This is a genomic window from Cypionkella aquatica, from assembly GCF_030161095.1.
GTDB lineage: Bacteria > Pseudomonadota > Alphaproteobacteria > Rhodobacterales > Rhodobacteraceae > Cypionkella > Cypionkella aquatica.
The window spans coordinates 401,874-415,907 of record NZ_BSPP01000010.1; the positions used below are offsets into that span (position 1 = coordinate 401,874).

General features: G+C 59.9%; 16 protein-coding genes. 12 read left to right on the plus strand and 4 right to left on the minus strand.

Annotated elements, in window-relative coordinates; translation table 11 throughout:
• Positions 1-3: 3 nt before the first annotated feature.
• Positions 4-2,538, plus strand: a complete 2,535-nt coding sequence (locus tag QQJ98_RS14870; RefSeq protein ID WP_284326131.1) for a hypothetical protein — start codon at positions 4-6, stop codon at positions 2,536-2,538.
• 109 nt (positions 2,539-2,647) lie between these two features.
• Here QQJ98_RS14870 and QQJ98_RS14875 read toward each other — a convergent pair whose 3' ends face one another.
• Complete coding sequence (locus QQJ98_RS14875; RefSeq protein WP_284326132.1) at positions 2,648-2,884, minus strand: DUF2842 domain-containing protein; 237 nt, start codon at positions 2,882-2,884, stop codon at positions 2,648-2,650.
• A gap of 4 nt (positions 2,885-2,888) precedes the next feature.
• The gene (locus tag QQJ98_RS14880) at positions 2,889-4,181 is read right to left on the minus strand and encodes an adenylosuccinate synthase (RefSeq protein ID WP_284326133.1); all 1,293 of its coding nucleotides are present in this window, start codon (positions 4,179-4,181) and stop codon (positions 2,889-2,891) included.
• Positions 4,182-4,327: 146 nt separating this feature from the next.
• On the opposite strand from QQJ98_RS14880, the gene QQJ98_RS14885 reads away from it, so the two are divergent.
• The 5 genes from QQJ98_RS14885 (at position 4,328) to QQJ98_RS14905 (ending at position 8,538) form a co-directional block, all read left to right on the plus strand.
• Complete coding sequence (locus QQJ98_RS14885; RefSeq protein ID WP_284326134.1) at positions 4,328-4,723, plus strand: DUF6524 family protein; 396 nt, start codon at positions 4,328-4,330, stop codon at positions 4,721-4,723.
• A 57-nt stretch (positions 4,724-4,780) separates the two neighbouring features.
• Positions 4,781-5,104: a VOC family protein gene (locus QQJ98_RS14890; RefSeq protein WP_284326135.1), complete on the plus strand. Its 324-nt coding sequence runs from the start codon at positions 4,781-4,783 to the stop codon at positions 5,102-5,104.
• 180 nt (positions 5,105-5,284) lie between these two features.
• Entirely contained in the window at positions 5,285-5,719 is a 435-nt protein-coding gene (gene secG, locus QQJ98_RS14895; protein WP_284326136.1) for a preprotein translocase subunit SecG, read from the plus strand.
• Positions 5,720-5,868: 149 nt separating this feature from the next.
• Positions 5,869-7,512, plus strand: coding sequence for a CTP synthase (pyrG, locus tag QQJ98_RS14900; protein ID WP_284326137.1), 1,644 nt, complete (start codon positions 5,869-5,871; stop codon positions 7,510-7,512).
• An 18-nt stretch (positions 7,513-7,530) separates the two neighbouring features.
• Positions 7,531-8,538 carry an HNH endonuclease gene (locus QQJ98_RS14905; RefSeq protein WP_284326138.1) on the plus strand — a complete coding sequence of 336 codons (1,008 nt, stop codon included), beginning with the start codon at positions 7,531-7,533 and terminating at the stop codon, positions 8,536-8,538.
• 36 nt (positions 8,539-8,574) lie between these two features.
• On the opposite strand, the gene QQJ98_RS14910 is transcribed toward QQJ98_RS14905, so the two are convergent.
• Both QQJ98_RS14910 and QQJ98_RS14915 read right to left on the minus strand, forming a co-directional pair.
• Positions 8,575-8,874, minus strand: a complete 300-nt coding sequence (locus QQJ98_RS14910) for a helix-turn-helix domain-containing protein (protein ID WP_284326139.1) — start codon at positions 8,872-8,874, stop codon at positions 8,575-8,577.
• The gene (locus QQJ98_RS14915; protein ID WP_284326140.1) at positions 8,871-9,209 is read right to left on the minus strand and encodes a type II toxin-antitoxin system RelE/ParE family toxin; all 339 of its coding nucleotides are present in this window, start codon (positions 9,207-9,209) and stop codon (positions 8,871-8,873) included. Before QQJ98_RS14915 ends, QQJ98_RS14910 begins: the two co-directional genes overlap by 4 nt.
• 220 nt (positions 9,210-9,429) lie before the next feature.
• Here QQJ98_RS14915 and QQJ98_RS14920 point away from each other — a divergent pair, with 220 nt between their 5' ends.
• The 6 genes from QQJ98_RS14920 to QQJ98_RS14945 all read left to right on the plus strand — a co-directional run bounded on the left by QQJ98_RS14920 (position 9,430) and on the right by QQJ98_RS14945 (position 14,019).
• On the plus strand, positions 9,430-10,206 hold the full coding sequence (locus tag QQJ98_RS14920) for a 23S rRNA (adenine(2030)-N(6))-methyltransferase RlmJ (protein WP_284326141.1): 777 nt from the start codon (positions 9,430-9,432) through the stop codon (positions 10,204-10,206).
• Positions 10,207-10,221: 15 nt separating this feature from the next.
• Positions 10,222-11,112, plus strand: coding sequence for a PhzF family phenazine biosynthesis protein (locus QQJ98_RS14925; RefSeq protein WP_284326142.1), 891 nt, complete (start codon positions 10,222-10,224; stop codon positions 11,110-11,112).
• Between the two features lie 39 nt (positions 11,113-11,151).
• Complete coding sequence (locus QQJ98_RS14930) at positions 11,152-11,589, plus strand: tellurite resistance TerB family protein (protein ID WP_284326143.1); 438 nt, start codon at positions 11,152-11,154, stop codon at positions 11,587-11,589.
• Positions 11,586-12,359 (plus strand): phosphate/phosphite/phosphonate ABC transporter substrate-binding protein, encoded by a 774-nt coding sequence (locus QQJ98_RS14935; RefSeq protein WP_284326144.1) that lies wholly within the window; start codon positions 11,586-11,588, stop codon positions 12,357-12,359. Before QQJ98_RS14930 ends, QQJ98_RS14935 begins: the two co-directional genes overlap by 4 nt.
• Positions 12,360-12,460: 101 nt before the next feature.
• A complete protein-coding gene (locus QQJ98_RS14940; RefSeq protein WP_284326145.1) occupies positions 12,461-13,240 on the plus strand; it encodes an ABC transporter ATP-binding protein in 780 nt (259 codons plus the stop codon).
• Positions 13,241-13,296: 56 nt separating this feature from the next.
• Positions 13,297-14,019, plus strand: a complete 723-nt coding sequence (locus tag QQJ98_RS14945) for a transporter substrate-binding domain-containing protein (RefSeq protein WP_284326146.1) — start codon at positions 13,297-13,299, stop codon at positions 14,017-14,019.
• Positions 14,020-14,034 lie beyond the last annotated feature (15 nt).

Consider the following 14,034-nt stretch of genomic DNA (forward strand, 5'->3'; position numbering starts at 1 on the left):
CCGATGATCGGTGCAAGTAAAATTCTTACGGTATCTTACGGAACTTTCAGCTGCACGCTGGAAGGTTTCGACGAACCCTTCAACACCATGAAGGCCATCGCCGAGTATTTCCGTGATCTTGCCGCCGAGGACCGCTACTTTGGCGCAGAGCCGCCTACGCCTGACGCCGCCATGCTGCACCGGATTGCCGAGCGCGAAATTCAGCGCCGGGTCGAGGCTAAAATTCAAGACAATGGCGTGATCTTGCGGGCCGGCGATGCTGACACCCCCACGATTGCTGCGCCTGCGATTGCAGCGCCTGTTGCCGCTCCGGCTGTGATGCCTGCGGTGGCGGCGGCGGCTGGCCTTGACAGCAATGGCGAAAGCGTTGCCGCCCGCTTGTCGCGGTTGCGGGCGGCCCAAACGCCTGTCGCAGCACCGGATGTCGCCGCAGCCGTGGCCGAGCCGTCGGTGCAGCACATCGCCGAAGCTGCGGCCTTGGCGGATGAGACCTATAGTGAAGATCAACATTCCGAAGATATTCTGGCCAGCGTCACCGCTTTGGCCGCCGCAGAACCTGCGGGAATCGCAGAACAAGCGCCCGCTGATCTGATCGAAACTGTGGCAGCCGCTGATCAGCCAGATGCATCAGTCCTTGCCTTTGAGGACGCGACAGAGGTCGAGCCACAAGATCTGGCCGATCTGGCGGCACTTGATCTGGCGTCAGCGGACAGCGTCACGCCGCAAAGCACTGACGAAATCTACACCGAAGATTTGGTCTATGATGCGGATCTGGGTCTTGAGGATAACTTCGCCCAGCCCGAAGCATCGGCTCTGATCGCCTCCGATGCCCTGTTGATCGAAGAAACCGTGATCGAAGATGCCGCAGCGGAAGACGCCCCGGCCTTGGACCAAGCGCAGCCTGTTGCAGAGTTTGACATCGAAAGCTTTGCCGCCGCAGATTTCTCGGACGCGCAAGATGAAGCCACAAGCGCGGACACCACAGCGCATGATCCGTTGGCCGAGGCCGCGGCCTATGCTGACGACGATATGCTGGCCTCGCTGGGCGCATTGATCGCAGAAGATGATCAGGCACAGCCCGGTGAAGCCGTCGCAGAGCCCGTTGCCGCGCAGCCTGCCGAGACCCTGATCGACTCAGGCGATTACGATGATGCCGAGGATGACGTTCTGCTGGCCAACTTGGTCGCAGACCTTGAACCCACCAACACGCCTGCCGTCGCGCCTATTACTCCCGAAGCCGAAGCAAACGAAGAAGTGGCTGCGCCGGAAGCCACCATCGCCCGCGATGCAGAGCCAGCGCTGCCGACCGAAGCAGGTGAGAAAATCCAGCGCGCCCGCGCACGCGTTATCAAGATCCGCCGCGCCGATGCAACTCCGGTTCAGCCCCAAACCTCGCTGCTGTCGCCCGAAGCCGAGGCCGCTTTGCAGGCCGAACTCGCCGCACTCGAGGCAGAAATTGCCCCCGACACAGCAGCCCCACAGCCGGTTGCGGTGCGGCCAAACCGCCCGGTGCGCAACCTTGCTGTCCGCCCGGCGGCGGTTGAACCCTCCAACGAAGCCGAAGACGATGCCCGCCTCTCCGCCGCCTTGGCCGACGATATTGCGCCCGCAGCCGACGCCGTCGCTGCCTTGATGGCGGATACTCATGCTGTTGAAAGCAAAGCAGAACCTGCTGTCGACCCCCATGCCGCAGCGCAGGCCGAGGCCCGCAAACTGCTGGAAACCGAATCGGGGGACGATGCGGTGAACCGCCTGATTGCGGCCACCAATTCCGCGATGGATGATGAGGACAGCCGCCGCCGCCATTCCGCGATCTCGCATCTGAAAGCCGCCGTTGCCGCCACCGAAGCCGAGCGTCAGATCAAAGCCGCCAACCCCGGCAGACCCGCGCCGGATCGTCAGGACATCTACCGTCACGATCTGGAAAGCGTCGTGCGCGCCATGCCTGCCGATACCAATGTCGAAAGCCGCGCCGCCGCCAATGCCGAACGCCTGAGCCCGCTGGTTCTGGTCTCCGAACAGCGCATCGACCGTGCGAAACCCGCAACAGCCGCCCCACCCCCAGCCCCCGCCGCCGCGACCGCGACCGCGCGCGTGGTGATGCCGGTGCGTCCGCGCCGGATCGGTGGTGCTGCGGGTATGGCCGCGATGCAGGCCATGCCGCAGGAAGACAGCTTGATCGGCGACGACGATCAAGACGATCTTGATGCAACCGCCGAGGATGCTGGCAACTTCTTTGCCGACGGTCAAAGCTTTGCCGATTTCGCCGAAAAGCTGGGGGCAAACTCGCTTGCCGATCTGCTGGAAGCGTCAGCGGTCTATTGCGCGCACGTTCTGGGCCGCCCGGAATTCAGCCGCCCCTTCGTGATGCAGCAGGTCGAAAACATGATCGAGCAACCCGATCACGGCCGCGAAGACAGCCTGCGCGCCTTTGGCAACCTGCTGCGTCAGGGCCGCATTGCCAAGATCAAGCGCGGCCAATTTGCGATCACCGATCGCTCGCCCTTGCTGGCCGAGGCCAAGCGCATCGCGCTGTAAACCATAGAACAGGGCCGAGGCTGCCACTCGCGCCCATAAAACAGCCGGAACGTTGGGGAACGTTCCGGCTGTTTTCATTTTCAACCATCTTTTCCGATCATGTGACGGGCTAAGTTCGATCAGTGTCGTGCGTAGCCTCTGGGTCTGGTTGCCCGACACCCAGAAACACCCGCTTGAACGGCAAAATCCAGCCAAAACCCAGCAGAATATAGGCCGGAACCTCGGCCCAGATCGGCAACCTTGCGATGCTGTCGATCAGACTGACCGCCACCACCACATAGATCGGCATCCCGACCAGCAGGATCAGCAAGGCCCAGCGTTTGCGGGCTTTATAGCTCAGCGCCATCTGTTCAATCCGCGAACGGGTCGGTGACCAGAATCGTATCGTCACGCTCGGGCGAGGTCGACAGCATCGCCACCGGGCACTGGATCAACTCCTCAATCCGGCGCACATATTTGATCGCAGCCCCCGGCAGATCGGCCCAAGACCGCGCGCCTGCGGTATTCTCGGACCAGCCTTCCATTTCCTCGTAGATCGGCGTGCAGCGGGCCTGTTGATCGGCTGCGGTCGGCAGATAATCCAGCCGAACCCCATCCAGATCATACCCGACGCAGATTTTCAGAACCGGAAATCCGTCCAGCACATCCAACTTGGTCAAGGCAATGCCCGACACGCCGCTGGTGGCGCAGGTTTGCCGCACCAAAACCGCGTCAAACCAGCCACAACGCCGCTTACGGCCCGTTACAGTGCCAAACTCATGGCCGCGCTCGCCCAGACGGTCGCCATCGGCGTCGAACAACTCTGCCGGGAACGGGCCTTCGCCGACCCGCGTGGTATAGGCTTTCACGATCCCCAACACGAAATCAATCGCCGTCGGCCCAAGGCCGGTGCCCGTCGCCGCCTGCCCCGCGATCACGTTGGAAGAGGTCACATAGGGATAGGTGCCGAAATCAACGTCCAGCAAAGCCCCCTGCGCGCCTTCAAACAAAATCCGCTTGCCGGCCTTGCGGGCCTCGGTCAGCACTTTCCACACTGGTTTGGCATAGGGCAGCACCTGCGGCGCAATCGCAGCCAGAGCTTCCAGCAGCGCGGCGCGGTCGATAGGTTCAATGCCCAAGCCCCGGCGCAAGGCGTCATGATGGCCCATCAGACGGTCCACCCGCGTCTCCAGCGTCGCCGCATCGGCCAGATCGGCGACCCGAATGGCACGACGCCCGACTTTATCTTCATAGGCCGGGCCGATGCCGCGCCCGGTGGTGCCAATCTTCGCCACCCCAGTCTGGCCTTCGCGCGCGCGATCCAACTCGCCATGCACGGGCAGGATCAGACTGGCGTTTTCGGCGATCATCAGGTTTTCCGGCGTGATATCAACGCCCTGCCCGCGCAGCTTTTCGATCTCGGTGATCAGGTGCCACGGATCAAGCACCACGCCATTGCCGATCACCGACAGCTTGCCGCCGCGCACGATGCCCGAAGGCAGCAGCGACAGTTTATAAACCTTGCCATCAATCACCAAGGTATGCCCGGCGTTATGCCCGCCCTGAAAGCGCGCAATCACATCGGCCCGCTCTGAGAGCCAGTCGACGATTTTCCCCTTACCTTCGTCACCCCACTGGGCTCCGACGACAACAACATTGGCCACGGCATATCCTTCGCGTTTTGGAAAAACCGCGCGACCTATAGCGAGACATGCGCAGGTATGAAACCGCTAAATCACGCGCAACCGCATTGGGCCGCTGGACAGGCTGTCGCAGATGCGCCACCAAAGGCCAGATCAAGGGGGAAACCATGGGCATTATCCTGCGCTGGCTTGGGGCATTTTTGCTGCTATCGGCCACCTATAATCCGACGCAACTCAACTTCACCCGCTGGGCTGAGGCGAATTGGCAGACCCAAATGCCGCTGACCCTGCTGCTTGGCCTGCTTCTGGGTGTCGGGTACATGATCTATATTGGTGCCACGTTGCGCTCGATCGGCGCGTTCGGCATCATCCTAGTGGCAGCAATCGTCGCCGCCATGGTCTGGGTGCTGATCGACTACCAAATCCTCACCCTGCAAAACCCATCCCTGAACCTCTGGCTCGGTATCTTCGCTTTGTCGGTGGTATTGGGAATCGGTCTGTCGTGGAGCATCATCCGCCAGCGCCTGTCCGGTCAGGCCACCGTGGACGAGGTGCAGGAATAATGTTGCTGTATATCACCCTTGGCACCAATGACCTGATCGCGGCAAAGCGCTTTTACGATGCCACCTTGCCCCCCCCTCGATCTGCATTTCATCGGCGCGTTTGACGGCGAAATCGGCTACGGCCCCAAGGGCGCTGAAAACCCCCTCATCTGGATCAACCAGCCCTTCGATGGCAAACCCGCGACTGTCGGCAACGGCTCGATGCCCGCCTTCCACGCCACAACCCGCGCCGCCGTCGATGCGTTTCACGCCGCAGCCCTCGCAAGCGGCGGCCGCGACGAAGGTGCCCCCGGGCTGCGCTACAGCCCCAATTTCTACGCCTGCTACGTGCGCGATCCAGACGGCAACAAGCTCTCCGCCGTCTGCACCGCCGCAGAATAGTCAATGTCCTTGCCATTCATCTGTTCCCAAATATCCCCGCCGGAGGCATCCGCAGCTGGCAAAAGGAGCCTCCGGCGGGGATATTTAGGCAGAGAGGATGACCAAGACCCTCCCGAAGGGCTTGCACGCCTGACTGCATCCGCCTAGATAGGCCGCGACCTCTTAGAAAGCCCGTCCCGCATGGAAAACGTTATCCTCACCATCCACCTTATCCTCGCCCTGCTGTTGATCGGCGTGGTGCTGCTGCAACGGTCGGAAGGTGGCGGGCTTGGCATCGGGGCTTCGGGCGGGGCGATTTCGGGCCGTGCCGCCGCGACCGCCTTGGGCAAAGTCACCTGGATTTTGGCCATCGGCTTTATCATCACCTCGATCAGCATGACCCTGCTGGCCTCGCGCACGGCCTCGACGGCTTCGGTGATTGATCAGTTGGGCGCAGAACAGCCTGCAGCGCCTGCTCCGGTATCGAACCTGCCTGCCGGGGGCGATCTGCTGCCGCCGTCCAGCACCGACGCCCCGGCACCGCCGCCTGCGGCCACGCAAGCGCCAGATGCCACCGCTCCGGCAGCGCCTGCAGATGCGCCAGCCGCGCCAGCAACACCTCCGGCTTCAAACTAACACCAACTGTTGCAGCGCCACACGCTGCTGCAACTGCATCTTGCGGTCGGGTTGCGCAATGGGCCACTCTAGGCTATTGCTCGACTCCCGTGGTGCTGTGATTCTTTTCGCGTTTTCACAGCCGTTTTAACCAATGCACGGGGGCCCAAATGGCACGCTATATCTTCATCACAGGCGGCGTTGTGTCCAGCTTGGGCAAGGGTCTGGCCTCGGCCGCGTTGGGCGCGTTGTTGCAAGCCCGTGGTTACACCGTGCGTCTGCGCAAACTTGACCCCTATCTCAACGTCGATCCCGGCACGATGTCGCCGTTTGAACATGGTGAGGTTTTCGTCACCGATGATGGTGCCGAGACCGATCTCGACCTCGGCCATTACGAGCGTTTCACCGGCGTCTCCGCCCGCCAGACCGACAGCATCTCATCGGGCCGCATCTATTCCAACGTGTTGGAGAAAGAGCGTCGCGGCGACTACCTGGGCAAGACCATTCAAGTCATCCCGCATGTCACCAATGAAATCAAAGACTTCCTGCGCATCGGCGACGATGAGGTAGATTTCATGCTTTGCGAAATCGGCGGCACCGTCGGCGATATCGAGGGCCTGCCGTTCTTTGAATCCATCCGCCAGTTCATCCACGAACGCCCGCGCGGCCAATCCATCCTGATGCACCTGACCCTGCTGCCCTACTTGGCCGCCAGTGGCGAGCTGAAAACCAAGCCCACCCAGCACTCGGTCAAGGAACTACAATCCATCGGCCTCGCCCCTGATGTGCTGGTCTGCCGCAGCGAACATCCGATCCCGGATCGTGAACTCGAAAAGATCGCGCTGTTCTGCAACGTCCGCAAAGAGCATGTCATCCCCGCCTATGATCTGAAAACCATCTACGAGGCCCCGCTCGCCTATCACCGCGCGGGCCTTGACCAAGCCGTGCTGGATGCGTTCGGCATCACGCCTGCGCCGAAACCAAACCTGACCCGCTGGGTCGATGTGATGGATCGCCTGACCCATGCCGAGGGCGAAGTGCGCGTTGCCATCGTCGGCAAATACACCCAGCTGGAAGACGCCTATAAGTCGATCGCCGAGGCTTTGACCCATGGCGGCATGGCCAACCGCACCAAGGTCCGCGCCGAATGGATCGACGCCGAGATCTTTGAACGCGAAGACCCCGCAGCACATCTGCAAGACTTCCACGCCATCCTTGTCCCCGGCGGTTTTGGCGAGCGCGGCACCGAGGGCAAGATCAAAGCCGCGCAATTCGCGCGTGAGAAAAAGATCCCCTACCTTGGCATTTGCCTTGGCATGCAGATGGCGGTGATCGAATCCGCCCGCAACCTTGCCGGCGTCGCCAATGCGGGGTCCGAGGAGTTCGACCACGAGGCCGGCGCCAAGCGCTTCACCCCCGTGGTCTATCACTTGAAAGAATGGATCCAAGGCAACCACGTCGTCGCCCGCAAGGTCGGCGACGACAAAGGCGGCACCATGCGTCTGGGCGCCTATACCGCCGCACTGACCCCCGGCAGCCATGTGGCGCAAATCTACGGCAGCACCACGATTGAAGAACGCCACCGCCATCGCTACGAAGTCGACGCCAAATATATCAAACAGTTGGAAACCTGCGGCCTGATTTTCAGCGGCATGAGCCCGGATGGCCGCCTGCCCGAGATCGTCGAAGTCAAAGACCACCCGTGGTTCATCGGCGTGCAATTCCACCCGGAATTGAAAAGCAAACCGTTTGCACCGCACCCGCTATTCGCGGATTTCGTGCGGGCTGCTAAGGATGTGGAGCGGTTGGTGTAGGCAGGAAGGAAGTTTGAAATGGGTTTTTCTCAGAAGACCCTCAAAATGCTATGGGGCCGGGCGGCTGGGCGATGCTCTATGCCTGATTGCAGAACCGCCTTGGTCATGGACGCAACAGAAACGGACGACCAAGCACTAGTAGGCGAAAATTGTCATATCGTTGCTGAAGAAGATGCGGGACCGCGGGGTGACAAATTATTTCCAGTTTCATCTAGAAACGTTTATGGCAATTTGATACTTCTCTGCGCAAACCATCATACGCAAATTGACAAACAAGCTGATTACTATACGCGTGAGTTTCTCCATAAAACCAAATTAGAGCATGAAGAGTGGGTAGCCGGAAGCTTAGGTTTGGACAAAGAAAAGCAGGCCGATGACGAGTATTATTCTGGTTTAATTGATAATTGGGAACAAAAGGCCGAACTTGAATATTGGGATTCTTGGTCGAGTTGGCTCGTGAGTGAGCAGCCTAAAATGAGCGAGGAAAGATATGATGAACTGGTGCAACTCGCACGATGGATTTCAAGTCGTGTATGGCCTGCTCGCTATCCGCAAATAGAAAAAGCATTTGAAAATTTTAGATTAGTTCTGCGAGACTTTCTCCGCACATTTTCCTCAAAATCTGAGGCACGTATGGATGACAAGGTTCTACAGACTCGTCGTTTCTATAAGATTGATGTTTGGGATGAAGAACAGCACAGTTACCTCGTAAAAAAATATACCTATCACAATACTCTGCTTGCAGATTTGATTCTGGAGCTTACGAGAAGCGCAAACTTTATATGTGATCAAGTCCGCAAGAGCTTGACGCGTTCATATAGGCTGAAAGAAGGGGCTTTGACTATCGGACATGATCCACTTTTGGAGCATTCTTTGGATGAGATTCAGCCAAAATACTTGCAGATTGAAATTGGTCAGTTTGCACATCCGTATCCAGGTCTCGAAGACTTTATAACGGTGCGTGGTAGTCGATCTTTTCACTATGGAAATGGGCCGCTAATTGATTCTGAAAGGACAAAAACATAGCAAAGCAGTATTACTTCATAGCATCCCTGCCACAACTCACCCCTTCCCCAACACCCGCCGCACAATCCCCGGCTCCTTGGCGATCAACGCCAGCAACACCCGCGCCGGGCCATCTGGCTTCCGCCGCCCTTGCTCCCAGTTCAACAGCGTCGCTTTCTTCACCCCGATGGATCGCGCAAACTCCGCCTGCGACAGCCCCGTGCGGGCACGGATGGCGGGAACCTCGGGGTCTGGCACTTCCACCTCATGCACCACATAGCCTTCGCGCGCGCCCTGCGCATAGGCAAGCGCCTCTTTCAGCCCCTGTTCGATGCGATTGAACGCTTCCCTGCTCATTGCCGCTCCCCACATTCCGCGGCGAGAATTTCGCCCAGTTGGATCAGATATTCCATTTCCTTGGCGGAAAGATTGGACTTCTCATTCTTGGCAAACATCGTCACCAAAAATACTGGGCCGACTTCGGGCTTGTAATAATGGATGGTCCGAAACCCGCCACTTTTGCCACCACCCGTCCGCGCAAACCGAACCTTGCGCAGCCCACCACCCAGTAACACACCCGCCAAGGGATTGGCCGCCAGAAAATCGATCAACGCCAAACGCTCCGCCTCGGTCATCGCCGCCTTCGCACGGCGTTGGAAATCCGGCATCTCAATAACAGTTTCCAGCTTCATCTTCCTACGCGCCACTGGCGTATATGTCAATGGCGTATAAGGCCCGATCTTGCATCATCCCAACCCATTGTCAGCTTCAACGAAGAATCGCCGCCAAACCTTAACAAACCCTTAACTCCACCACCCTAACCCTCTGAAATCCCTTACCTAAAAAAGGTCCCGAGTTGGGACCGTCCTCGCACCCCCTTCCCCCCCGCAAAATCCCGCCCTATAAACCCCCATGCTGTCCTATCAACACCTGTTCCACGCCGGAAATCTCGCCGATGTCCAGAAGCACGCGCTGCTGGCTGTGATGCTCGATTACCTCACCCAAAAAGACAAACCGCTGACCTATATCGAGACCCATGCAGGCCGCGGCCTCTATGATCTGGGCTCTGAAGAGGCGTTGAAAACCGGCGAGGCCGAGGCAGGCATCGCCATCGCGGAAAGCTGGTTTCCCGCCCAGCACCCCTACCGCAACCGACTGAATGAGATCCGCGCCAGCTACGGCCCGCTGGCCTACCCCGGCTCGCCAATGATCGCCGCCCTATCTTTGCGCGACCAAGACACCCTCCATCTGGCCGAGCTGCACCCACAAGAACACCAACACCTGCGCCACGCCCTGAACCCGTGGAGCGCGCATATCTACCAGAAAGACGGCTTCGATCTTGCCCTCGCCATCACCCCGCCCACTCCGCGGCGCGGCCTGATGCTGATTGATCCCAGCTACGAGGTGAAGGCCGATTACGACGCCATCCCCAAGCATATCGCCAACATCAACCGCAAATGGAATGTCGGGATCATCGCGCTGTGGTATCCCCTGCTGACCGGCGGCCCGCATGGCCCGATGCTGAAAGCCTTGGCTGCGCAATTCCCCGAGGCTTTGCGATCCGAAGTCCGCTTCCCGCCTGCGCGTGAGGGCCACCGCATGGAAGGCTCGGGCATGTTCATCGTCAACGCGCCCTATGGTTTGGCCGACGAAGCCGCGAAAATCGAAGCGCAGTTTAAGGCGCTATAGCCCAAAAGGTTTCAAATGCTTGAATTTCACACGCTGGATGTGTTCACAGAAACCGCATTTAGCGGCAATCCGCTGGCGGTGGTGCTGGGCGCGGATGATCTGAGCGTGGCGCAAATGCAAACCATTGCGCGCGAATTCAACCTGTCGGAGACCATCTTCGTGCAGCGGCCGCAAAATCCGGCCCACACTGCCCGCGTGCGGATCTTCTTTCCCACCGATGAGATCCCCTTTGCCGGCCATCCCACCGTCGGCTGCGCCATCCACCTGGCCTGCGCGCATCATACTGGCGACTTTACCACCCTGATCACGCTGGAAGAACAAGCCGGGCTGGTGCCGGTCACCGTCATCCGTCAGGGCCAGAAAATCACCGCTGAGTTTGTCGCCCCCTTGCTGCCGTTCGCGGTGAAAACCGATCTGCCGCGTGATCTGATCGCAGCCGCGCTCGGCCTGAGCCCGGCGCAAATCGGCCTGCCCAATCATCACCCCGCCACGCACCAAGGCGGCCCGCGCTTTCTGTATGTGCCGGTTGGCGACCTGCAAACCCTCGGCCAAGCCAAACCGCACGAGCCGCACTGGTCCGCGCTGATGGCCCTTGCCGAAGTTGACAGCGCCTATCTCTACACCTGCGGTGAGGGTTGCGACTATCAGGCCCGGATGTTCTCGCCCACCGCTGGCATCGCTGAAGACCCAGCGACCGGATCGGCCAGTGCGCTGTTGGCCTCGCAACTGTGGGCCTCTGGCGCGATCTCGGCAGGAACCACGCAACTTTCCTTGCACCAAGGCTATGAGATGGGCCGCCCCAGTCAGATCGGCCTGACGATCGACGCAACCCCGCAGGGCCTGGCCGAAGTGCGGATCAAAGGCAGTGCTGTGCCGATCTGCGCGGGGCAAATCCGCGTCCCGTAACCGCTTGGCAAGCGCCAAAGCCCGGCCTATCCTGCGTCCATGTTCGCAGAAATTCTCCGCAGCCTTATGGCTCCCGCCCCGCCCCGCATGGCCGAACCCGATGCCCAGTTGGCGCTTGCCGCCCTGCTGGTCAGGGTCGCGCGCACCGATGGGCTTTACGCCGCCGAAGAGGTTGAACGGATTGAGAAAATCCTGATGACCCGCAACGGGCTTGACCCGTTTCAAGCCGCCGAGTTGCGCGCGCAAGCCGAGGATTTGGAAACCCAAGCCCCCGACACCGTCCGCTTTACCCGGGCGTTGAAAGCCGCAATCCCGCTGGAAGACCGCGCCGCCTTGCTCGAGTCGCTGTGGTCGGTTGCGCTTGCCGATGGCCAGCGCGATGCTTCCGAAGATCAGCAAATGCGGCTTTTGGCCAATCTATTGGGCCTTACTGATGTCGAATCTGCGCAGGCCCGGCAGAAGGCGGATCGTCCGTGATCGCCTCGCTTGGCATGTATGATCGCGCCGAAACCGCGGCGGCCAATGATCGACTTTGGGCAAATATCCGCGACGGCCTGCGCGCTGCGGGCGAGCCTGCCCCCGATGCGCTGACCCGTGGCGCCCAGGCCTATTGGGATGCCTGGCAATCGCCCGATCTGGTGTTTTCGCAGACCTGCGGCTTTCCGTTTCGCGCCCGCCTGCACGACAAAGTCACCCTGATCGGCACCCCCGATTACGGCCTGCCCGGCTGCCCGCCCGGCCATTACAATTCGGTTTTCGTGGCACGCAAAGACGACCCACGCAGCACTTTGGCCGCGTTTTCCGGCGCAGCCTTTGCCTATAACGAAGAGCTCAGCCAATCCGGCTGGGCCGCGCCGCAAAACCATGCAGGCGCACATGGTTTGCACTTTCCGCCCAGCCTGCAAAGCGGTGGCCATCGGCTTTCTGCCCTTGCGGTTGCCGAATCGCGCGCCGATCTGGCTGCGATTGATGCCCTGACATGGCAGCTTTTGTGCGAATACGACGACTTCGCTGCCGATCTGCGCGAAATTGCCCGCACCGAACCGCCAACTCCGGTACTGCCCTATATCACCGCCAAGGGCCGCGATGCCGCGCTGTATTTCCGCGTCACCAAAGCTGCGATCGCCGCACTTGTCCCAGCAGACAAGACCACGCTGCACCTGAAAGACCTGATCGCAATTCCGGCCAGCGCCTATCTTGCGGTGCCTACCCCGCCCGCGCCTTCGCAGAATGTGCATGGTTCTTAGGCAGATCGCTCAAAGCCTTGTCAAAATGCACTCTAAAACCCGTTGCAATGCCACCATTTCTGCGGCCTATTTGATCACCTGCCCCAATCCAAGGCCCAACAGTGACCGAATCTGCCGAGACACCCGTTATTGCGATCCATGATCTGCACAAAAGCTATGGCTCGCTTGAGGTCTTGAAAGGCGTCGATCTGCTGGCGCCGCGCGGCCATGTGGTGTCGCTGATCGGATCATCCGGGTCGGGCAAATCGACACTTCTGCGCTGCTGTAACCTGTTGGAGGACAGCCAGCAGGGCGAGATCCGCTTTGAGGGCGAACCCGTGCGCTGGAAAGGCCAGGGCCTTGGCCGACATCCCGCCGACCGCGCGCAAGTCACCCGGATGCGCACCAATCTTTCGATGGTGTTTCAACAGTTTAACCTGTGGTCGCACCTGACCATCCTGCAAAACGTTATGGAAGCCCCGGTCACGGTGATGAAGCGCGACCCCAAAGAGGTTGAAATCAAAGCCCGCGAATATCTGGCGAAAGTTGGTATTGCCGACAAGGCCGATGCCTGGCCCGCGATGCTCTCGGGCGGCCAACAACAGCGCGCCGCGATTGCCCGGGCCTTGTGCATGGAACCGCGCGCTTTGCTGTTTGACGAGCCAACCTCGGCCCTTGATCCAGAGCTGGAGCAAGAGGTGATCAAGGTGATCAAGGCATTGGCCGATGAAGGCCGCACCATGATTTTGGTGACGCATGATATGAAGCTGGCGGCGGATGTATCCGATCACGTTATCTTCCTGCATCTGGGCAAAATCGAAGAGCAAGGCCCGCCTGCCGCCCTGTTCGGCGCGCCAAAAACTGACCGTCTGCGCGGGTTCCTGTCCGCAGGCAGCCACTAGGTCTGGGATAAACCCAAACCATTAAGAAACCACCAATAACCAACTGGGAGACGACCATGAAAAAACTACTGCTTGCCACCACCCTGCTGGCGCTGACCGCAGGCTTTGCCGCCGCTGATGTGGTGCGTCTGGCGACCGAGGGCGCATACCCTCCCTTCAACTTCATCGACGACAAGGGTGAAGTCGCTGGTTTTGAGCGTGAATTCGGCGATGAGATCTGCAAGCGCGCAGCACTGGAATGTACCTGGACCACCAACGAATGGGACAGCATCATCCCCAACCTGCAATCGGGCAACTACGATGTGATCATCGCTGGCATGTCGATCACCGATGAACGCTCCAAAGTCATCACCTTTTCCGACAACTACTACCCGCCAGCCGCCTCGGCCTACCTTGCCGCCGCTGCGGATGCCGATGTGAAAACCGGCGTGGTTTCGGCACAAGTCGGCACCATTCAGGCGGCTTATGTCGCAGAATCGGGCGCAACTTTGCTGGAATTCCCCACCCCCGATGAAACCGTCGCCGCAGTGCGCAATGGTGAAGCCGCTGCCGTCTTCGCCGACAAAGACTACCTGCGCCCCTTCGCAGACGAATCCAACGGCGCTTTGATGTTCGTGGGCGAAGATGTTGCCATTGGCGGCGGTGTGGGTCTGGGCATGCGCCAGTCCGATACCGAGCTGAAAGGCAAGATGGACACCGCGATCAAGGCGATGAAAGCCGACGGCAGCCTGAACGCGCTGATTGAGAAGTATTTCGGCGCCGAAGGCCTGAAATTCTAATCCCCTTGGCCCCCG

What these genes read in the sequence shown, in the direction of transcription:
- QQJ98_RS14890 (WP_284326135.1), top strand. Translation starts at nt 4,781, where the DNA reads ATGCCACCTTGCCCCCCCCTCGATCTGCATTTCATCGGCGCGTTTGAC.
- QQJ98_RS14945 (WP_284326146.1), top strand. Translation starts at nt 13,297, where the DNA reads ATGAAAAAACTACTGCTTGCCACCACCCTGCTGGCGCTGACCGCAGGC.
- QQJ98_RS14870 (WP_284326131.1), top strand. Translation starts at nt 4, where the DNA reads ATGATCGGTGCAAGTAAAATTCTTACGGTATCTTACGGAACTTTCAGC.
- QQJ98_RS14910 (WP_284326139.1), bottom strand. Translation starts at nt 8,874, where the DNA reads ATGAGCAGGGAAGCGTTCAATCGCATCGAACAGGGGCTGAAAGAGGCG.
- QQJ98_RS14875 (WP_284326132.1), bottom strand. Translation starts at nt 2,884, where the DNA reads ATGGCGCTGAGCTATAAAGCCCGCAAACGCTGGGCCTTGCTGATCCTG.
- QQJ98_RS14920 (WP_284326141.1), top strand. Translation starts at nt 9,430, where the DNA reads ATGCTGTCCTATCAACACCTGTTCCACGCCGGAAATCTCGCCGATGTC.
- secG (WP_284326136.1), top strand. Translation starts at nt 5,285, where the DNA reads ATGGAAAACGTTATCCTCACCATCCACCTTATCCTCGCCCTGCTGTTG.
- QQJ98_RS14925 (WP_284326142.1), top strand. Translation starts at nt 10,222, where the DNA reads ATGCTTGAATTTCACACGCTGGATGTGTTCACAGAAACCGCATTTAGC.
- QQJ98_RS14905 (WP_284326138.1), top strand. Translation starts at nt 7,531, where the DNA reads ATGGGTTTTTCTCAGAAGACCCTCAAAATGCTATGGGGCCGGGCGGCT.
- QQJ98_RS14915 (WP_284326140.1), bottom strand. Translation starts at nt 9,209, where the DNA reads ATGAAGCTGGAAACTGTTATTGAGATGCCGGATTTCCAACGCCGTGCG.
- pyrG (WP_284326137.1), top strand. Translation starts at nt 5,869, where the DNA reads ATGGCACGCTATATCTTCATCACAGGCGGCGTTGTGTCCAGCTTGGGC.
- QQJ98_RS14885 (WP_284326134.1), top strand. Translation starts at nt 4,328, where the DNA reads ATGGGCATTATCCTGCGCTGGCTTGGGGCATTTTTGCTGCTATCGGCC.
- QQJ98_RS14930 (WP_284326143.1), top strand. Translation starts at nt 11,152, where the DNA reads ATGTTCGCAGAAATTCTCCGCAGCCTTATGGCTCCCGCCCCGCCCCGC.